21 protein-coding genes and 2 tRNA genes are annotated in these 18,877 nt (G+C 32.6%); 8 read left to right on the top strand and 15 right to left on the bottom strand.

What is annotated here, in order from left to right; translation table 11 throughout:
- The first annotated feature begins 64 nt into the window (after window positions 1–64).
- Window positions 65–1,051, top strand: coding sequence for a cysteine synthase A (gene cysK / locus PMT9312_RS02085; protein WP_011375963.1), 987 nt, complete (start codon window positions 65–67; stop codon window positions 1,049–1,051).
- Here the strand turns inward: cysK and queA are convergent.
- From queA to lipB, 5 genes are all read right to left on the bottom strand, one after another.
- Window positions 1,041–2,177, bottom strand: a complete 1,137-nt coding sequence (queA, locus tag PMT9312_RS02080) for a tRNA preQ1(34) S-adenosylmethionine ribosyltransferase-isomerase QueA (protein ID WP_011375962.1) — start codon at window positions 2,175–2,177, stop codon at window positions 1,041–1,043. The two genes, cysK and queA, sit on opposite strands and share 11 nt — an antisense overlap.
- A gap of 6 nt (window positions 2,178–2,183) precedes the next feature.
- A complete protein-coding gene (locus PMT9312_RS02075) occupies window positions 2,184–3,551 on the bottom strand; it encodes a dihydrolipoamide acetyltransferase family protein (protein ID WP_011375961.1) in 1,368 nt (455 codons plus the stop codon).
- A gap of 214 nt (window positions 3,552–3,765) precedes the next feature.
- Window positions 3,766–4,209 carry a YlqD family protein gene (locus PMT9312_RS02070; RefSeq protein WP_011375960.1) on the bottom strand — a complete coding sequence of 148 codons (444 nt, stop codon included), beginning with the start codon at window positions 4,207–4,209 and terminating at the stop codon, window positions 3,766–3,768.
- Window positions 4,210–4,247: 38 nt separating this feature from the next.
- Entirely contained in the window at window positions 4,248–6,191 is a 1,944-nt protein-coding gene (locus tag PMT9312_RS02065) for an AMP-binding protein (protein ID WP_011375959.1), read from the bottom strand.
- Window positions 6,192–6,218: 27 nt separating this feature from the next.
- Window positions 6,219–6,869 carry a lipoyl(octanoyl) transferase LipB gene (gene lipB, locus PMT9312_RS02060; RefSeq protein ID WP_011375958.1) on the bottom strand — a complete coding sequence of 217 codons (651 nt, stop codon included), beginning with the start codon at window positions 6,867–6,869 and terminating at the stop codon, window positions 6,219–6,221.
- Window positions 6,870–6,913: 44 nt separating this feature from the next.
- On the opposite strand from lipB, the gene hpf reads away from it, so the two are divergent.
- The 4 genes from hpf (at window position 6,914) to PMT9312_RS02040 (ending at window position 10,207) form a co-directional block, all read left to right on the top strand.
- Complete coding sequence (gene hpf, locus PMT9312_RS02055) at window positions 6,914–7,498, top strand: ribosome hibernation-promoting factor, HPF/YfiA family (protein WP_011375957.1); 585 nt, start codon at window positions 6,914–6,916, stop codon at window positions 7,496–7,498.
- Between the two features lie 12 nt (window positions 7,499–7,510).
- Complete coding sequence (locus PMT9312_RS02050; protein ID WP_011375956.1) at window positions 7,511–8,170, top strand: deoxyribose-phosphate aldolase; 660 nt, start codon at window positions 7,511–7,513, stop codon at window positions 8,168–8,170.
- Window positions 8,171–8,956 carry a DNA repair protein RecO gene (gene recO, locus PMT9312_RS02045; RefSeq protein ID WP_011375955.1) on the top strand — a complete coding sequence of 262 codons (786 nt, stop codon included), beginning with the start codon at window positions 8,171–8,173 and terminating at the stop codon, window positions 8,954–8,956.
- An 84-nt stretch (window positions 8,957–9,040) separates the two neighbouring features.
- The gene (locus tag PMT9312_RS02040) at window positions 9,041–10,207 is read left to right on the top strand and encodes a glycosyltransferase family 4 protein (protein ID WP_011375954.1); all 1,167 of its coding nucleotides are present in this window, start codon (window positions 9,041–9,043) and stop codon (window positions 10,205–10,207) included.
- Here the strand turns inward: PMT9312_RS02040 and proC are convergent.
- The 10 genes from proC to aroQ all read right to left on the bottom strand — a co-directional run bounded on the left by proC (window position 10,204) and on the right by aroQ (window position 17,347).
- Entirely contained in the window at window positions 10,204–11,016 is an 813-nt protein-coding gene (gene proC / locus PMT9312_RS02035; protein WP_011375953.1) for a pyrroline-5-carboxylate reductase, read from the bottom strand. The two genes, PMT9312_RS02040 and proC, sit on opposite strands and share 4 nt — an antisense overlap.
- A 7-nt stretch (window positions 11,017–11,023) precedes the next feature.
- Window positions 11,024–11,599 (bottom strand): cell division protein SepF, encoded by a 576-nt coding sequence (locus tag PMT9312_RS02030; RefSeq protein ID WP_011375952.1) that lies wholly within the window; start codon window positions 11,597–11,599, stop codon window positions 11,024–11,026.
- Between the two features lie 150 nt (window positions 11,600–11,749).
- Window positions 11,750–12,385, bottom strand: a complete 636-nt coding sequence (locus tag PMT9312_RS02025; protein ID WP_011375951.1) for a YggS family pyridoxal phosphate-dependent enzyme — start codon at window positions 12,383–12,385, stop codon at window positions 11,750–11,752.
- A 3-nt stretch (window positions 12,386–12,388) separates the two neighbouring features.
- Window positions 12,389–12,655, bottom strand: coding sequence for a PII-interacting protein PipX family protein (locus PMT9312_RS02020; protein ID WP_011375950.1), 267 nt, complete (start codon window positions 12,653–12,655; stop codon window positions 12,389–12,391).
- Between the two features lie 18 nt (window positions 12,656–12,673).
- On the bottom strand, window positions 12,674–13,588 hold the full coding sequence (locus tag PMT9312_RS02015; protein ID WP_011375949.1) for an energy-coupling factor transporter transmembrane component T family protein: 915 nt from the start codon (window positions 13,586–13,588) through the stop codon (window positions 12,674–12,676).
- Window positions 13,588–14,961, bottom strand: a complete 1,374-nt coding sequence (der, locus tag PMT9312_RS02010) for a ribosome biogenesis GTPase Der (protein ID WP_011375948.1) — start codon at window positions 14,959–14,961, stop codon at window positions 13,588–13,590. Before der ends, PMT9312_RS02015 begins: the two co-directional genes overlap by 1 nt.
- Window positions 14,962–15,035: 74 nt before the next feature.
- Entirely contained in the window at window positions 15,036–15,521 is a 486-nt protein-coding gene (locus PMT9312_RS02005) for a DUF1823 family protein (RefSeq protein WP_011375947.1), read from the bottom strand.
- Window positions 15,521–16,276 carry a precorrin-2 C(20)-methyltransferase gene (locus PMT9312_RS02000; protein ID WP_011375946.1) on the bottom strand — a complete coding sequence of 252 codons (756 nt, stop codon included), beginning with the start codon at window positions 16,274–16,276 and terminating at the stop codon, window positions 15,521–15,523. Before PMT9312_RS02000 ends, PMT9312_RS02005 begins: the two co-directional genes overlap by 1 nt.
- Before the next feature lie 21 nt (window positions 16,277–16,297).
- On the bottom strand, window positions 16,298–16,906 hold the full coding sequence (locus PMT9312_RS01995; RefSeq protein WP_011375945.1) for a tRNA-(ms[2]io[6]A)-hydroxylase: 609 nt from the start codon (window positions 16,904–16,906) through the stop codon (window positions 16,298–16,300).
- Window positions 16,907–17,347 (bottom strand): type II 3-dehydroquinate dehydratase, encoded by a 441-nt coding sequence (gene aroQ / locus PMT9312_RS01990; protein WP_036924216.1) that lies wholly within the window; start codon window positions 17,345–17,347, stop codon window positions 16,907–16,909. It abuts the gene before it with no gap.
- Between the two features lie 102 nt (window positions 17,348–17,449).
- Between aroQ and PMT9312_RS01985 the strand changes: the two genes are divergently transcribed.
- From PMT9312_RS01985 to PMT9312_RS01975, 3 genes are all read left to right on the top strand, one after another.
- A tRNA-Tyr gene (locus PMT9312_RS01985) sits at window positions 17,450–17,531 on the top strand.
- 10 nt (window positions 17,532–17,541) lie between these two features.
- Window positions 17,542–17,613 (top strand) — tRNA-Thr (locus PMT9312_RS01980).
- Between the two features lie 140 nt (window positions 17,614–17,753).
- Window positions 17,754–18,719, top strand: coding sequence for a tyrosine-type recombinase/integrase (locus PMT9312_RS01975; protein WP_036924218.1), 966 nt, complete (start codon window positions 17,754–17,756; stop codon window positions 18,717–18,719).
- Window positions 18,720–18,877: the final 158 nt, after the last annotated feature.

The raw sequence follows: 18,877 nt of genomic DNA, 5'->3' as shown, positions 1-18,877 counted from the left end.
AGAAACTTATATACTCTTTTTCTGAATAATAGTTAGTATTAAAATATATTTTCTCAATATATAAATGGCAAGAATTTATGAGGACAACAGTTTTGCTATTGGAAACACTCCATTAGTAAAATTAAAATCAGTTACTAAAAACGCAAAAGCTACAGTACTTGCAAAAATTGAAGGTAGAAACCCTGCTTATAGTGTCAAATGTAGGATTGGCGCAAACATGATCTGGGATGCAGAGAAAAGTGGGAAGCTTACAAAAGATAAAACGATTGTTGAGCCAACTTCTGGAAATACAGGAATTGCTCTAGCTTTTACTGCTTCAGCAAGAGGTTATAAACTCATCCTTACAATGCCAGAATCTATGTCAATTGAAAGAAGAAGGGTTATGGCAGTGTTGGGGGCTGAAATTGTTTTAACAGAGGCTTCTAAAGGTATGCCTGGAGCAATAGCTAAAGCCAAAGAAATTGCAGAAAGTAATCCTTCTCAATATTTCATGCCTGGTCAATTTGATAATCCAGCAAACCCTGAAATTCATTTCAAAACAACTGGACCAGAAATCTGGGATGATTGCGATGGTGAAATTGATGTTTTAGTTGCAGGGGTTGGAACTGGCGGAACAATTACAGGGGTTTCAAGATATATTAAGCAAGAGAAGGGTAAAAATATTACTTCTGTAGCTGTAGAACCATCGCATAGTCCTGTTATTACACAGACAATGAATGGGGAAGAGGTTAAATCTGGACCACATAAAATCCAAGGAATAGGAGCAGGATTTATTCCTAAGAACCTAGACTTATCAATTGTTGATAAGGTTGAACAGGTAACAAATGACGAGTCAATTGAGATGGCTCTTAGATTAGCAAAAGAAGAAGGTCTATTAGTTGGAATATCTTGTGGAGCTGCTGCTGCTGCTGCTGTTAGATTAGCTGAACAAGATAAATATGCAGGAAAAATTATTGTAGTTGTTCTACCTGATTTAGCAGAGAGATATTTATCATCAATTATGTTTAATGAAGTTCCAAGCGGAATCATTCAAGAACCAGTCAAAGCTTAAATCTATTTTTCTCCAGTAATGAATCTGGTGAAATATACATAGCATCGCCATAAGAGAAGAATCTAAATTTTTCTTTTATGGCTTTTTTATACAAATCTAATAATCTTTCTCTACCAATCATTGCACTTACTAATAGTAATAACGAACTTTTAGGAAGATGAAAATTAGTTAATAATCCATCAACTACCCTAAATTTATAACCTGGCTTAATTACTAAATCTACATACTTTGCTATGGGAATAAAGTCATTAATTTCGTGAGAATAACAACTTTCAAGAGCTCTTACGCTAGTTGTCCCAATAGCAATTATTCTTCTATCTGTTTTCTTTATTCTTTTTATTTCCTCCACTACTTCCTTATTAACACTTACCCATTCTTTATGAAGTTTTAAGTTAGTTAAATCTTCTTGATCAATTGGTTTAAATGTTCCATAACCCACGTGCAAAGTAATCGGCAAGATTATTACACCTTTTTTTTTTAGATTGGAAATAAGACTTTTGCTTAAGTGTAAACCAGCTGTTGGGGCAGCAACTGCCCCTGGATTAATTGCATACTCAGTTTGATAACTGTTCTCGTGAAAAGATTCTTCCTCGGAATTTTTTATATAAGGAGGGAGAGGAATTTCCCCGTATTTATCAAGAAGGTTATTCATTGAATTGAGATCAGTTATGTTTTCCGGAAATTTAATAAATCTCCCTCCAGTTTCTTCATCAACCCCATCAACCATCAAATTAATATCTTGTTCAGAAGGGGATTTTAATTTTAATTTTCTATTTATTTTTAACTTTTTTGCAGGCTTTGCTAAACATAACCAAACACATTCATCGGATCTTTCTAAAACTAATAATTCGACTAACGTCCTATTTTCTAATTCAACCTTTAACCTTGCCTTCATTACTTTAGTATTATTTACAACCACAAGATCGCCTTCTCTAAATTCATCTAAAAGATTCTTGGTAAATTTATTAGTTAAGCAGTCCTCTTCTAAAACACTATTTCTAACTATCATCAATCTTGATTCATGCCTTATTGCAGAAGGTTTACTAGCAATTAATGAAGGATCAAGAAAGTAATCATAAGCTTCAAGCTTATAATCTCTTTCTTCATTATTAATTTGAGAAATCAATTAAATTTAAGATACAAGTGTCTCTGGCTCATTTTCTATCAGGGAAGCCAAATCTTTTAAGAATGAAGCACCATCAGCTCCATAGATCACTCTGTGATCAGCGGTTAGATTTACTTGCATAATTTTTTTAACAGATATTGAGCCATCACTATTAGCAACAACAGTTGGTTTCGATGATGCTATCGCTAAAATAGCACCAGTACCTGGGGGTAGAATTGCGTCAAATCTATCAACTCCAAACATACCAAGGTTAGATAAAGTAAAGGTTCCTGTTGAGTACTCATCAGGTTCTAATTGTTTTGATCTTGATCTTTTTACCAAATCTTTCCATTCCCTAGATAATTCAAATAAATCAGTATTGCAAGGTTCTTTTAAAACTGGAGTTATTAATCCGCCATCTTCCATTGCGACGGCAACAGCAATATTAATATTTTCTGGATAAGAAATTCCATTTTCTGAAAAACTTGAGTTAACTTGAGGATGTTTCTTAATTGTCTTTGCAACTGCCTTTACTAGTAAAGCAGTCATAGTGACTCCATTTTGTTTTACCTTTTTGTAGAAATTATCTAATTTATCTGTGTTTATAGAGTATCCCACCCTAAAACATGGAATATCCAAACTAGACTCCATATTTTTATTTACCGCTTTTTGAAGAGTATTAAATTGCACTGTTTCTCCAGGATTACCAAAACTATTTCCTGATGTTTCTGGTTTACTTTCAACTTGTAAATTTGCACCAGGAATACTTGCAGGAGAACTACCCTCTCCTATCCATGGAATAGATACAGGTTGACCATTAGCTTTTAAAATATCATCTGCTTGAATTCTTCCGTGAGGTCCAGATCCGTGAACTTTTGCTAAGTCAACACCCATTTGAGAGGCAAGTTTTTTAGCTCTTGGAGATGCAATTACCCTTGAAGAAACATTACTTGTAGCAGCATTAATTTGATCACTATTAAAAGATGGGGCTGACTTTTCACTCTTTAAGACGACTTCTTTTTCTTCTTTTTTAACATTTTCATTATGTACTTCCGGTTTTTCTTCGGTTTTATTGCTTACCAATTCAAGTTTATCCGAACTAGAAACTTCGGGTTGATTTCCTTTATTTTGTTCTTTAACAGAAGCTATCTCATCCTCATTTTCTACAATAAGACCTATAGTTTCCCCTACTGGTGCAGTGCTACCAGCAGGCATTAAAACTGCTGCAAGATATCCATCTTGAAAAGATTCAACATCCATATCTGCCTTATCAGATTCAACAACTAGGACAGATTCACCCCTTTCAACCTTATCTCCAGGATTTTTCAACCATTCCACAATCTTGCCCTCTGTCATGGTAGAACTCAAGGCAGGCATGAATATTTCGTGAGACATAAGAAAATTGTTATTGCATAAGTTTTAAAAGATTTCTATCAAACTTTCTAAAGTTTTTATGATTTAAAACCCTTTAAACTCTTGATTTAATTATACGAAATCATGATCACAGTGGGAACTCTTAAAACTTAAGAAAGTAATAATTTAGATCGTATATAAATTTACAATTATCTTAATGAGGATTTATTTTTATTAGAGATACTAATTCTTTTCCCTAATTATTATCTATAGATTGAATAACTCCGTCTTTAACAGTAATTGAGACTTGCATTTTTTCAATAAGATTGTCGCCCACAGTGACATCACAGAAACTATCAACTTGTCCTTGATCAACAATTTCATCCATCTTTAATTCGCGAACTTGACTCTGTTGTTGAAGAAGATTTCTTTTCTGTTCTTCAATTTCATTTCGTTTTGCTGCTACTTGTTGTTGCACCTGACCAACCTGTTCTTGAACCCTTGGATCTAAAGGATTAACCGACTGGGATCTAATATTGTTTACTATTTGCTGCCCCTCCTGCTCAAGTTGTGACAATTGCTGGTCAATGTTTGAAATTGCTTTGCTTAATTCTTTTTCAGCATCCTCCTTCCAAGTTGGCGTAACAATAGCTTTAATAGCTATGGAGCGTTTTATCGATATTGAGTTTTTTGTTTCCATAAAAAATAAACTTACTTTCTAAATATAGATAGAACAGATCAAATTTTCTTACTAAATTTGTTTTCATACATATTTTCTATTTGTGATGAATACTGTTTTTCTATTTCTTTTCTCTTTTGTTTAAGAGTTTGCGTTAACAAACCATTTTCCAAAGTAAAAGGATCTACAAAATAACAATCTAATATTTGTTCTTCTGTTCTTGCTCCTAATCGACCTTTAAGCAAATTATTAATTTGCGATTTAAAAAATATACCAATATTCTTATTCAAGTTTAATTTTGATAGGTCTTCTTCCAAAAACTTATTTTTAACCAATTCAACATTAGGAACTACTAGGGCTGTTAAACATTTCTTATCTTGCCCCACTAGTTGAACCTGATTAATAAATTCAGAACTAAGGATTTCGGTCTCTAGAGGATTAGGTTCTATATTTTCACCACTGGAAAGCACGATTGTATCCTTAGCTCTTCCTGTTATAAAAAGAGAACCATTTGGTATAAGAAAACCTAAATCACCAGTATCAAACCAACCATCTTTTGATAAAACATCTTTTGTAGCTAAATCATTATTAAGATAACCTTTCATTACTTGTGGTCCCTTTACAAGGATCTTTCCAACTTCTCTAAACTTCAAAATCTTTTTTTTATCCTCATTCACTATTTTTATTTCTGTAAATGCTAAAGGCTGACCAGATGATCCTCTAACATTTAATTCTCTTCTCCTACAAGTTAATACTGGACTGGTTTCTGTCAGTCCGTATCCAACTAAAACATCTATACCTAAAGATTCAAAAAAGAGATCCACATGTTCTGGCAAAGCGCCTCCTCCATTAATAGGAAATTTCAGTTTTTCCCCACATAGTTGTCTTAGAATATTTGGCCATAAAAACACACTAGACAACTTATGAAGAGGATATCTACCAAGCACAGAAAACAGTAAGGGGATTTTTGCTATGAAAGTTGTTTGAAAGATATCCAAATTTCTTATCTTTCTAAGACTTATTTTAAAAACAGAACTATTACTTATCAAGAACTTAATAAGTTTTTGCTTCTTAGACGGCATTTTTTTTAGAGCCTGAAAAAAACCATCATGAATCGCCTCCCATAGTCTTGGTACAGTGGCCATTACAACAGGTTTGATTTGTGTAATATCATCCTTAAGAAATTTTGGGATTGTATAGTATTGAGTACAACCACATGAAAAGAAGAAGTATTCAGCGCTTCTTTCATAAGAATGCCAAATAGGTAAAACGCTTAATACAGAAGTGCCAGGCCCTGGATCAGCGATATGGGCTAAATTAATTATTTGATGTAAAAAATTTGCATGTGTTAAGGGCACACCTTTGGGTTTTCCTGTTGTCCCAGAGGTATAAAGAATAGTAGCAACGTCATCAATGCTTAAATTACATTTTTCAGTAATTTTATTTTGAGAATATTCTTTTTCTCCTTCACTTATAAATTGACTCCAACTTATTAAACTTTCAAATTGTTCATCTTCTAAATTTATGATGAATTTCAGTCTTTTTTTTAGTTCTTCTTTTTTATTTAACTTTAGCCAAGTCTCCTTAGATTGAACTATTAGTCCTACTGAATTAGAGTGCTCCAAAATATAGTCAAGTTCTATTGAAGGAGAATTAATACCTCTTACTGCATTAATAGCTCCTAAACGCATTAAGCCCTGATCTGCTATGAGCCATCTTGGAGAATTTTCAGATATTAAAGTAACTACATCACCTTTTACTAACCCATAATTTTTAAAAGAAAAAGAGGCTTTTGTTATTAAATCAGCTAGCTCAGAATAAGAGAATTTTTCTTTGTATTTTCCTCTTAAATCATAAACAGCTAGAGTATCGCCACATTTGAATTTTAAATTTTCCCAAATTTGATCTATATGATTAATATTCTCAATATAATCTCTATTTTTAGCAAATTTATCTTTTTCATAAAAAGATTTAGCTGAAGGCCAATACGCAAAATTACCCATATTAAATTTATTTAGGAATTTTGATTTCTATTTTGATACAAAATCAAAATTAAATTCTTCCTGAATGATTTTTTTAACAATTTTCTTGACTTCTTTAATATTTAAATTTTTATTGTAATCTATCATATTTGCCATTAAACAATTCTCAATTCCGCAAGGAACAATTTTATTAAAATTTTCTAATTCGCAGTTAAAATTAATTGAAAATCCATTTATCGTAATCCATCTTCTACACCCAATTCCAATTGAAGCAATTTTCTTATTTTCTATCCAAACACCGGTAAAACCCTTTTTTAAGTGACAATCTATATTAAAATTTCCAAGAATTTTTATAATGATTTTTTCAATTTTTCTTAAATACCAATTTAAATCTTTATTAAAATTTTTCAAATCTAAAATTAAGTAAGTTACTAATTGGCCAGGCATATGACAAGTAACCTCACCGCCTCTATCAATTTTAAAAACATCATATTTTTCATCATTCAACGAAAATAGTAAATTATCGTAATTAGATCCCCTACCCAAGGTATAACAGAGTTGGTGCTCACCTATCCAAATAAAATCAGGGTTTGAGTTATCTAAAATTAATGCCTCCTGATATTCTTTTTGCAATTTATAAACATCATTGAAACAAGAAATATTATCAGGTTGTTTAATTATTGCTGTTCTATTAACCATATTTAAGTAGATTTAGAAAGTAAGTAAATATTTTTAGATTTGTTATGAAAATTTTAATCCATGGAAAGAATCTTGAGCTCACTGGAGCATTAAAAGAATATACTCAGGCAAAGATAGAAAAAGCAACACATCACTATAAGGATATCGTGAAAGAAGCAGACATACACCTTTCAATAGAAAAGAACCCAAGTGTCTCATTGCAAACTGCAGAAGTTACTATTTTTGCAAATGGTACTGTAATTAGAGCTGAAGAAAAAACTGAAAATCTTTACTCAAGCATTGATTTAGTTTCGAATAAACTTTGTAGAAAATTGCGTAAATACAAAGAAAGAAACTATAAAACAAACTATATTAATCAATTTAAAAATAATGAGTCTTTCCCAATTGAAAGTGCGGATTCAAACGTTTTAGATAAAACTTTATTTAAACAAGGAAGGGAAGCTAGTCTGCCTGAGCCATCTATTAAAAATAAATACTTTGAAATGAACCCAATTTCATCAGAAGAAGCAAGAAAACAATTAGATCTAATTGATCATGATTTTTATGTTTTTCGAAATAAGAAAAACAATGAACTTCAAGTTATATATAAAAGAAATCATGGAGGTTATGGACTCATTCAATCTAAATAACTTTAAATTTAAATGCCCAATATTGAATATGAATTAAACGAGAAAATTCATGCGATTATTATTAACCCATACCTCACATGGGATGATTTCTGTGCAAATTGCGATTTAATAAAAAAATATAATATCAAGAATATTTCTACTTCTCTTAATTATTTATCTGATTTAAAAAACTGTTTAAGTAATTACAGCGCAAATATAAACGCGCTCATTTCTTATCCTTTAGCAGATATGCCAGTTTCATTTATTGAAGAATTAGTTTGTTTTGCAAAAGATAAAGGGGCAAACGGAATTGAGTATATCCCAAACTTTATCAATTTATCCAAGAAAAATTCAGAAACTTTTGCTGCTGAAATTGAGCAAGTTAAATTATCCGGATTACCAGTTACATTAATCATAAATAAATCAAAACTAGAAGAAAAAATTTTGTATAATGCTATAGACATATTTCTAGAATTAGGAATAAAAAATTTTCAATTCGGAGACGGATTTGGTCCTCCAACTACATTTAATGATGTAGCAGAAATTTTAAAAATAACTGGCAACCAAAATCAAATTAAAATTGTAGGTGGTTTTAGAAAACTAAATCAAGTTATTGATTTGTTGGATGCTGGAATTAATTTCATAGGGACTTCTAATTTTCGTGAGATATTCGAAGAAGTAAAAGTTATTTAAATGTCCGGTTCTGGTGAGTGCAGATTAAAGGGTCTCTGTATTAAAGCTTCTCCGCTAGGCGAGAATGATAGATTAATTACTATCCTCACAGATGAGCGGGGGATTGTGCGATTAGCAGTACCTGGTGCTAGACGTCCAAAAAGTAGTCTTGCAGCAGCCACTCCCTTAAATTATTTAAGTTTGCAGATTTTTGGAAAAAGAAATCTTAAATCTGTACGGCAAATTAAAATATTAAAAAGCTATGCCGGTCTAGGGAAAAATATTGAATGTCTTGCAGCCGCGCAAGCAATAACAGAATTAACATTTTTATTAGTTGGTAATGATGACGAGCAACAAAACTATTTATCTTGTGTTCTTGCTCATTTAGATAGGATTTATTTATATGAAGTTTCTAAAGAAGAGGATATTAAAATGCTCTGTATTAGTATTCAATCTTTAATCCATCTATTAGCCATCGGAGGAATTAATTTACCAATTCATCATTGCTGTAAAACTGGAGAACCAATAATTCCTCCTTTAGGAAATTGGGAATGGAATTGTTATTATTTGCCAAATGAAGGTTTTTCATCAATAGAAGATCCTCAAAGTAATCTAAAAATAAATGCATCTGAGGTTGCTTTATTACAAAGACTTCTTTTCCCCGAATTACCAATAAAATCTAATGGAGAGTTATTGGGACCTAAAAAAGTCTGGCTTAAAATATTATTTATTATTGAGACTTGGATCTCTACTCAATTAGAGAAGGATCTATCTTCACTAAAAATGTTGAGGGAAATATATAGTTAGCATTTTTATGAACATTAATAAATTTAAAAATTATGATCATGGCGGGTCTGACTGTTAACTTTATAAATAGCTAATTCAATTAATGTGGTTCATATTGCCTGGCTGGGTAAAAAATCGCCTTTTTGCGGAAATGTAACTTATGGTAATTCAACTACTAAGGAATTGAAGGCCAGAGGACATAAAATTAGTTTCATCCATTTCGACAATCCTTCTAATTCAAATTCATCAAAACCATTATTTCTTGCAAATGATCCTGATGTAAGCCTTCCATATTTAATTAAGTCTCAAATTTATACAATACCTTCGCCAAGAGCAGAAAAAGAGCTAAGGCTATCATTGGAAAGATTAAAACCTGACATAGTACATGCAAGCCTAACTTTATCTCCTTTAGACTTTAGACTTCCAGAACTTTGTAATGAAATTAATGTTCCACTTATAGGTACATTTCATCCACCATTTGATGCAAAAAATAGAAATTTAACTGCAAGTACTCAACAATTAACTTATCAACTTTATGCTCCCTCTTTAGCAAAGTTCGATAAAATAATCATTTTTTCTGAAACTCAAAGAAATGTTCTTGAGAAATTAGGAGTACCTAAAGAAAAACAAATAATTATTCCAAACGGAGTTGATGAAAATATTTGGAAACCTTTTTGCGAAAAAAGCAAAAAATTTGATCAGGTAAAAAATAAACTAGGAAATGAAAGAATCTTTTTATATATGGGAAGGATTGCCAATGAGAAAAATATCCAAGCACTTTTACGTTCTTGGCGCCAAACAAAAAAGAAAAATTGTAAATTAGTTATTGTTGGAGATGGACCAATGAAGCCAACACTTGAAAATAGTTTTTCTAACCTAAGTAAAAAGAAATTAATTTGGTGGGGTGCCGAAATAGATTTAGAAACAAGAGTAGCGATAATGCAAATAGCAGAAGTATTTTTCTTACCAAGCCTAGTAGAAGGTTTGTCATTATCACTTTTAGAGGCAATGTCTTCTGGCACTGCATGTATAGCCACAGATGCTGGGGCTGATGGTGAAGTTTTAGATAATGGAGCAGGAATAGTGATTTCAACAGATAATGTTGCTGCTCAACTAAAAACTATTATCCCTATTCTGGTTGAACATCCTTCATTTACAAAAAATCTTGGGAAAAAAGCTAGAGAACGAATAATTGAAAGATATACAATTACTAAAAATATAAATTCTCTTGAGAAAGTTTATATAAAATTAAAAGATAATTTCAAAACCTAACTAAACTCTTTACTTCGATTACTAGCTGAAACAATCGATTCAATTAATGCTGACCTTACTCCTTTTTTTTCTAGAACCCGTAAAGCAGAAATAGTTGTTCCACCGGGAGAGGTTACTAAATTTTTAAGCTCTGAAGTAGTAAGTTTTTTTTCTTTAATTAAACTTATAGTCCCTATTATCATTTCCATTACAAGTTCTTCTGAAAGTATTTTTGGTAATCCACCACTCAACCCTCCATCACTTAATGATTCTATAATTAAAGCAATAATTGCAGGCCCTGATGAGGTTAAAGCTAAAAAAATATCAAGATATTCTTCAGTAAATTCATAAATCTTACTAGTATTTTCAAACAATTTTTTTGTAAATTCTTTCTGATCTTCTGTAAGATTTTCACCCCAAGCAATGCCTGTTAAACCCTTTCCAACAGTTATTGGGATATTTGTAACAACCCTTACGCATTTATGGTTAGGAAATTTTTGATGAAGTTTATTTATTGAAACTCCTGCAAGAATTGATACTAATAAATTGTTCTTGTTTTTTATAATATCTCCCTCAGTTATATCTTTAAGATGTTGGGGTTTTATTGAAAGAAGTTTAAATTGACAATCCCAAATTATTTCTGACTCTTTAGAACCTGATTTATAAACATTTATATTGTATTTATAATTTTTTTTTATATTTTCTAAACTCTTTTCTGAATTTACAACACAATAAACTCTCTCTGGCTGTATTAAATTCTTATCGAATAAAGGAGTAATAATAGCATTTGCAATATTGCCAAACCCAATAATCGCAATTTTATCAGTCACAGATTAATCATGAAAAAGCACTTAATTTAGAATTTCCCCAAGCTGGTTCCGGAGCAGTATTATTTTCTACACTATATTGCGGTGTATTCTTTGGAGAAACACTTGAAGGAGAAGCTTCTTCTGGGGAAGAGCTAGTTACATTTACACAACTTGGAGCAAAAAGAAAAATACTTTCACCCACTCTCTCTTGATGTCCATCAATTGCATATGTCCCCCCAGCTATAAAATCGACGGCTCTTTGAGCCTGATCAGGATCCATCATGGTTAAATTAAGAATTACAGTTTTCCTCTCCCTTAATGCTTGTATAGCTTGAGGCATCTCATCGAAACTTCTTGGTTCCATTAAGCTTACTTCTGAAGATGAATTCGAAATCCCAGGCATGCCAACTACTTTTGATGATCTGTTGTTATTCATGAAATCGAATGGATTTGAATTTGCTAGGGCATTTGAATTTCTCTGAGTTTGTTTAAAATCATTAATATCATTTAATTCATCCTCTGTGGCATAATCCAACTCATCAAAATCATCATCGAGATACTCATCCCCTGCAACAACTGCCTTTAATCTAGAAATAAGTGACACCTTTTAAATCCTCTTGAAATTGATTACTAAGGTTTAAGAACCTTAAGTAATAGATTCATTTTTGAAATGAATAAACTACCTATACTTAAATAACGTTAGTTGTACTTTACTGCAAGTTTATAAATAATATTTTTATATAAAAATTACTAATTAAGATCTATCTCCAAAAATTAATGATCCTAACCTTACCCAAGTTGATCCAGCGTCAATAGCTTCTTCCCAATCTCCTGACATTCCCATTGAACAATCTGGAAGTTGAAGTGAATCCGCTAAGGAACGACATTTTTTAAACAACTTTGTATTTTCTTTGGAGCTAAGTCCTTTAGGATTAATAGTCATCAAACCGGTTAATGTGATATTTTTCAATTCTTGAATTTCTCTCCATTTCAATACTAAAAGGTCAGGATTAAAGCCTCCTTTTGTAGGGTCATCACTCAACTTAACCTGCAACATAATCAATGGATTTTTCTTCTCTGCATCTGAAATATTAGAAATCTTTTGCAACTTCTCAAATGAATCTACAGAATGAATGTATTTAAAATTTTGCACTATCTTTCTTATTTTATTACTTTGTATTCGTCCAATAAAGTGCCATTTTATTTTTTTAAGGTCTTTTAGAATTAATTGCTTCTCAAAAGCCTCCTGAAACTTACTCTCACCAAAATCATTCTGACCTATATTTTGAATAGTCTTGATTTCTTGACTTTTAAATCCTTTACTTACTGCAAGGATATTTACATTTGATGGGATTTTATTTTTTATTTTTAAATAATTTGAAGGGTTCACCTTTTATAAAAAAGTTTGTGTAAATAAATTCTCCCATTTTGGTAGATCTTCAGATCTTGTCCTTCTAGCTCTTTGAAGGTTTAATTCTGCCTGATTACGAGCATCTAAATAAGGTATTACTTCAAAAAAAACTTCTCTCTGTCTTATTTCCACCAAAAAAAACATTTTTTGGGCATATAAAGTCGCATAGATATCTCTCCCATCGTTTCCCAGGAATACTTGGTACAACATTCCAAATGTTGGGTGATTTAAATAACGCTCGGAACTCAAACTTTAATATTGTGTGATTTATATTGCACCATACAGTTTTCTAAGAAAAATTGCTATGCAAATAAAACAAATCGATAATGTATTAACAATTACATTAAAAGATTTCGAAGGATACAAAGTTTTAAATCTATTTGTTTTTATATTTATTTTTTTCTTAGAAAGTAATGATTCTGCTCCTTGATCAATTCTCAGAAATATATTCTGAAATAACCTTTCCACCAAAATCAATAAAACATTAAAGGATTTCTTTAATCCTAAATTTCTAAAATTTATTGCTCTAACTGAGACTGATTTAATTATATTTTGCAATTCTTCTTGTACTAAAGGAATAAAACGTAATGCAATTAATAATTGGAAAAGCCACTTACTAATTGGTAATCCAATTTTTCTTAATGGATACAGAAACCAACTTAATCCCCATACAATGTCTTCTTGTAATGTGGTTAAAAGCATCAAATTAACACTATGAATAACAGTAAATATCAAAGTGGAGGTTTTTATACCTAGTTCAAAGGCTTTTCTTGATAAGTTATAAGGACCAAAATTTATAAACCCTATCTTCTGCGTAGGAATTTGCAAAATATTCCATTTTTTATAGCTTTCCATTACTACTTGTAACTCGTTGGGATCTCTTAAGAAGCTATCAAGAGATTGAATATCTGAAGAAGCAAGTATTGATATACATCCAATTAATAACGATAAACATGAGAGAAAAAATAATGATCGCCACCATACCCTAGATGGCAATAAACTTAAAAAAGTAATTAATAGTAAACAACCAACTAAACTCAATCTCCATATTGGACCTGCCCAAATTGGAGTGATTAAAAATATCATTACTATAATTATTTTTAATCTACTATCTATAATTCTTAGCCAACTTCTATTGCCATAAACATATTGACCAACAGAAAATTTGGTTAGTAAATTCATTAATCTTTTTGAACTAACTCAATATTTCCCCTCTCGACTTCTTTATTTAATGCTCTTTGTTGTTTTCCTCGCCAAAGTAAGATGAGAGGTGTGCCTTCAAAGCCTAAATTTAATCTAATTTGTTTTTCAATATATCTTCTGTAAGTTATTCCAAATAATTTAGGATCGTTTACAAAAAGAGTAAAAGTGGGAGGCTTATTCTTCACTTGAGTACCGTAATAGAGCCTTCCTTGCTTGCCGCTTCTTTTCGTTGGAGGACTTTTCCAACTAATAGATTCTTTGAGCACTTCATTAACTACAGATGTTGCAACTCTTCTTCTATGTTGATTTACAGCCTTAAGAGCATGCTCAAAAATATTATCGACTCTTTGACCAGTTAGGGCAGATATAAAAATCATTTTTGACCAGTGTAAAAAATAAAGTTTAGATCTAAGTTCTTTTTCTACTTGATAAATTGTTGAACTATTTTTTTCAACAAGGTCCCATTTATTTATAACAATTATGCAAGCTCTGCCTTGTTCTTCTATTCGTCCTGCCAACTTCTGGTCTTGATCAGTTACTCCATCTATAGCATCTATGACTAACACACAAACATCACTTCTATCAATAGATTTAAAAGCCCTATTAATACCAAAGAATTCAGTACCGTATTTAACATTTTTCTTTCTTCTAATTCCTGCAGTATCAACAATTTTCCATTGAGTATCACCTTTTTTAATAAGCGTATCTATTGAATCAGTTGTAGTTCCACTAATATCACTAACTATTGCTCTTTTTTCTCCAGAAATTGAATTTAACAAACTAGATTTACCAACATTTGGCCTGCCAATAATTGACATCATTATCTTTTCTTCTTCTTCCTGAATATTATTTTCAGGAAGTTCGCCAATAACGAGATCTAAAAGATCGCCAGTTCCTGAGCCATGAATAGCGGAAACAGGGTAAGGTTCGCCCAATCCTAATTTCCAGAATTCTGAAGCTAAAGAAATTCCAAGAGTAGTGGATTCACATTTATTAACAGCAATAATTGTTTTACAACTTGAGTTTCTTAACCATTTTGCAATTGATAAATCACCATCAGTAACACCTTGGTTTCCATCTACCACAAGTAAAGCGAGTGAAGCCTCTTCTAGAGCCAAGAAAACTTGTGCTCTTATCTCTGGAAGAAATTCACTATCATCATCAAAAACTAAACCTCCAGTATCAACTATTTGAAATTCCTTACCTCCCCATGACGCATTTTGATAAGTTCTATCTCTTGTAACACCTGGTTTATCAAATACTATTGCATCATTACTTTGGCAAAGACGATTCACCAAGGTAGATTTACCAACATTAGGTCTTCCGATAATTGCTATTGTAGGGAGAATCAATTCTTCTCTCCAAAGAAATTAGTATCCATTACAACTATACCTTTAATAGAATCGTTTACCTTATTAAAAAAGATTTATTTGATTTCTGGATCGCCAAAATGTCCTTTTGCTGGATTAACAGGCGGAGTACTCGGACTTGGAATAACATCATTATCACTTGAAAAACAATTATTTTCAATTGCCCAATAAATCAACCAATTTACTGCGGTCGCTCTTCTAGTTCTTCTTGGATAAAGTTCGTTAATCTTATAACCTTTAAAATTAAGAAATTTTTTCAATCCCTGCTTATGTTCCTTTGGAATTGATCGAGTCAAATGTACTGATGCTATTCGCTCTGAAATGATTTGAGGAGCTTTTACAAATTTATCTGACCAATAAGTAGGAGTTAATGCACTAGGAGCCCAATCATTTTTAGGTGGTTCTGTAGTGTAAAAAAGTCTTTCCCAAACCAATTCGCAAACAAAAACATCACTAACCTTATCTTCAAGAACGAGCAATAATAGTTCCTTACATATTGGCCATTTAAATTGATTTTCTGGGAATTCTTCCTTTTTATTCATTAATCGGACCTTATCAAAATCAAAGAAAAATAAGGCATAACATCCTCTTTATATTGTGATGCATATTGAATAATTTGATAGGGCATACCAACATTTAAAGCAACTAATGATTGATTGATGATTTCCTCTTTTTTTAGAGTTTCTCTAACTAATTTCCATCTTTTCCCAACTTTCATAAGTGCCAAAACAATTTTATTTCCTCTGCTTTCCATTATCAGGGAGGTTAATTCTAAATTTGAAGAAGGACATTCTTTAATTATCAAGGTCTCACCTTTTTTAACTAAATCAAAATTATTCAAAGCTGCTGCTGCTGAAATAGAAGAAATACCAGGTATGGTTCTGATAATTATTTTGGGATAATTATTTTTTATTATCCTCAAGATATAAGAAGAGCTTGCAAATAGCGAAGTATCTCCAAGACAAAGTAAAACAACTGGTTCGCCATTATTTATAAATTTCACAATTTTTTCTACAGCATTAGTCCATATCTCATCAGGATCAAAATCCTTTCTAGCCATTGGAAAAATGATAGGTATATTTTTTTTAAATTTGGTATATTTCTTGACTATTTCTGCAGCAAAACTCTTTTTATTATCATCTGATACTGGGAAAACTATAACTTTCGCTTTTTTGATTGCATCTACAGCCGCAATTGTTAAAAGTGATGAATCTCCAGGCCCAACTCCAACAATAGTTAATGATGTCGCCTCACTTTTATATTCTGTAAATACTCTTAAAATTTTTTTTAGTAACATTCTTAATTTAATTCAATTTTTCTAGCTATGAACCCTTGGCATAAGACAAGTATCAGCGAGTATTTCTGACTCAAATTTAGACAATTCCTCTAACCTTTTGAAAGTTTCATTTTTAGAGAATTTAGTTTGCGCTAGTTTCCAATAAACTCCAAAGTGTCTTGCCTCACTCTCAAGCAAAGATTCATAAAGGATTTTAAAAGATTCTTCTCCAGAATTCAGGGCAAGTAAGCTTAATCTTTCATGACTTCTTGCTTCAATCAGTCCTGCTATTAAGAAACTATCGAGCATCCTATTGGGTTCATCCTTTCTTATATTCTTAGCCAGTTCAGCTCCATAAGGAGGCGGTTTTAAAGCCTTAAGATTATGTCCAAGATCCTTCAAAAAATAAAGTATTTTTTCAAAATGCTCTAATTCCTCTCTCGCAATTGGACTTAAAACTTCTGCCAGATTTGATTCTGATGGATATCTAAACATCAACTGAATAGCAAATCCTGCTGCTTTTCTCTCACAATGAGCATGATCAATAAGAATATCTATTGGGTTAGATAATGCTAGTTCGATCCACTCATTTGAGGTTAATGAGGATAAATATTTAATATGGGAAGAAGGTCTTTGAAAATCAACTAACATTTAATCTTTTATACTTAAAAATCCAATGATTCCATCTAGAGCTAGAGAATAACTAGATATACCAAATCCACTAATTATTCCAACAGCTTTATCTGTAAGAAAAGATTCTTTACGAAAGTCTTCTCTACTAAAAATATTTGAAATATGCAACTCTACAAATGGAATTCTTGATCCAATTAAAGCATCTCGAATGGAAATCGAGGTATGAGTAAAAGCGCCAGCATTGATAAGAATACCTTGAATCCTATTAACAGAATCATGAATTTTATCAACAATTTCCCCTTCATGATTACTTTGAAAACATTCAAGTTTGGTTCCCTTACTTTTTGCAACTTGCATTAAGTCATGTTCGATATCACTTAAGGTTTTATTACCATATATTTCGGGTTCTCTAGTACCCAAAAGATTTAAATTTGGTCCATTTATTAATAAGATATTCATCAGCAATAAAGTCTTTTCTTTATAAATGCTATCTAGAAAGAAACAAAAAAACCAAAACATTTTCACAAAAAGTGTCCATTAACTGATAAGTTCAAATAGTGGGGGTCGGTGCCCGAGTGGTTAAAGGGGGCGGACTGTAAATCCGCTGGCTCTGCCTACGTTGGTTCAAATCCAACCCGGCCCACTTTTAAATTGCCCTTGTAGCTCAGCGGTAGAGCACTCCCTTGGTAAGGGAGAGGTCTCGGGTTCAAGTCCCGACGAGGGCACTCGCGGGATAGCTTGGTATCAGTGAGATCACCACTATCGCACAAAGAAATTATTCAGAAGTGGACGTCCGTTTTCGGGTCCACTTTTCTCTTTTAAAGGCAGATATCTGGAGGTGCATCACACAATTGATGACACCGAAATGGCAACAATCAGACGAAGCGGAAGCGGCTGGCAGGTCCTTATCAGAAGGAAGAATTATGTAGGCCCGAGGTCCAGAACTTTTCTTTCCAGAGATCTGGCCCAATCCTGGGCAGATGCAGTCGAAGGGAGGACAAAAAAGGTTTTCAATGACATCCCCGTCACCCTGGGAGAGGCAATCAATGACTATATAAATGGTCCGCTGCTTCTGCACCGCAGTGCGGAAAATGAAAAATATCCTCTCAGGGTGACAGCGGAAAGCTGGCTGGGAGATCTTCCACTATGTGCTCTGCAGATAAGACATTTTGCAGTCTGGAGAGACGAAAGATTACTGAAGGTGAAACCAAATACAGTGATGCGGGAACTGAGGATATTGAGAGTACTGATCGACTGGGCAAGAGATGAAAGAGGAGCGGAAATAAAAGACAACCCCGCAAGGCAACTGAGAGTGAGAGGGACAGGAGATGCAAGAGCTCCTTTTTTAACGAATGAAGATGAAAAAAGACTCCTGTTTGAACTGTCTCAGATGTCCAACCCAAATCATCTGAGACTCACAAAGCTTGCACTGGCAACTGGCTTTCGCCGCTCCGAACTTTTGAGCCTGACCTGGAGAAATATAGATCTGAAGAAAAAATTACTCTATATATGTAGAAAGAATTGTGCCGCAATAGATAATTCATCCGGAATGAGGCTTGTTCCTTTCCCTGAAAAGGCGCAGAAGATTCTTGAGGAGTCAAATGAGAGAAATGGGAAGGTCATAGAACTATCAAAAGGCGTTGCGAGAAATGGATTTGATAAAGCAAGAAAAAGGGCCGGGCTTCAAACTCTCAGATTTCATGACTTAAGGCATATTGCCATAAGCAGAATGTGGAGTAGTGGAATGAATGCCCTGGAGATAAGTGCATGCAGCGGCCACAGAGATATAAAAATGCTGATGCGCTACAGCCATTTTCAACTTTCCATATAGATCAGCAGTCCCTCATAAGGGGGGTATTGCAAGTGATGGAGCGTATAAAACTTGTAAAGAAATTTATGATTAATTTTTCGAATTTGGCTTCTAAATGTTGCAATTCTCTGGCCTTGAGATGACAATCAGATCATGGCATCTATCATTTATTAACGCTT

It is taken from the genome of Prochlorococcus marinus str. MIT 9312, from assembly GCF_000012645.1.
Classification (GTDB): domain Bacteria; phylum Cyanobacteriota; class Cyanobacteriia; order PCC-6307; family Cyanobiaceae; genus Prochlorococcus_A; species Prochlorococcus_A marinus_L.
This window is presented reverse-complemented; position numbering and strand designations above follow the sequence as displayed.

Excerpts from the sequence above, each read along its gene's own strand:
- PMT9312_RS02050 (WP_011375956.1), top strand. The coding sequence starts at position 7,511 with ATGCCCAATATTGAATATGAATTAAACGAGAAAATTCATGCGATTATT.
- cysK (WP_011375963.1), top strand. The coding sequence starts at position 65 with ATGGCAAGAATTTATGAGGACAACAGTTTTGCTATTGGAAACACTCCA.
- PMT9312_RS02015 (WP_011375949.1), bottom strand. The coding sequence starts at position 13,588 with ATGAATTTACTAACCAAATTTTCTGTTGGTCAATATGTTTATGGCAAT.
- PMT9312_RS02000 (WP_011375946.1), bottom strand. The coding sequence starts at position 16,276 with ATGTTACTAAAAAAAATTTTAAGAGTATTTACAGAATATAAAAGTGAG.
- PMT9312_RS01995 (WP_011375945.1), bottom strand. The coding sequence starts at position 16,906 with ATGTTAGTTGATTTTCAAAGACCTTCTTCCCATATTAAATATTTATCC.
- PMT9312_RS02070 (WP_011375960.1), bottom strand. The coding sequence starts at position 4,209 with ATGGAAACAAAAAACTCAATATCGATAAAACGCTCCATAGCTATTAAA.
- PMT9312_RS02075 (WP_011375961.1), bottom strand. The coding sequence starts at position 3,551 with ATGTCTCACGAAATATTCATGCCTGCCTTGAGTTCTACCATGACAGAG.
- hpf (WP_011375957.1), top strand. The coding sequence starts at position 6,914 with ATGAAAATTTTAATCCATGGAAAGAATCTTGAGCTCACTGGAGCATTA.
- PMT9312_RS02065 (WP_011375959.1), bottom strand. The coding sequence starts at position 6,191 with ATGGGTAATTTTGCGTATTGGCCTTCAGCTAAATCTTTTTATGAAAAA.
- recO (WP_011375955.1), top strand. The coding sequence starts at position 8,171 with ATGTCCGGTTCTGGTGAGTGCAGATTAAAGGGTCTCTGTATTAAAGCT.
- PMT9312_RS02005 (WP_011375947.1), bottom strand. The coding sequence starts at position 15,521 with ATGAATAAAAAGGAAGAATTCCCAGAAAATCAATTTAAATGGCCAATA.
- aroQ (WP_036924216.1), bottom strand. The coding sequence starts at position 17,347 with ATGAATATCTTATTAATAAATGGACCAAATTTAAATCTTTTGGGTACT.
- PMT9312_RS01975 (WP_036924218.1), top strand. The coding sequence starts at position 17,754 with ATGGCAACAATCAGACGAAGCGGAAGCGGCTGGCAGGTCCTTATCAGA.
- lipB (WP_011375958.1), bottom strand. The coding sequence starts at position 6,869 with ATGGTTAATAGAACAGCAATAATTAAACAACCTGATAATATTTCTTGT.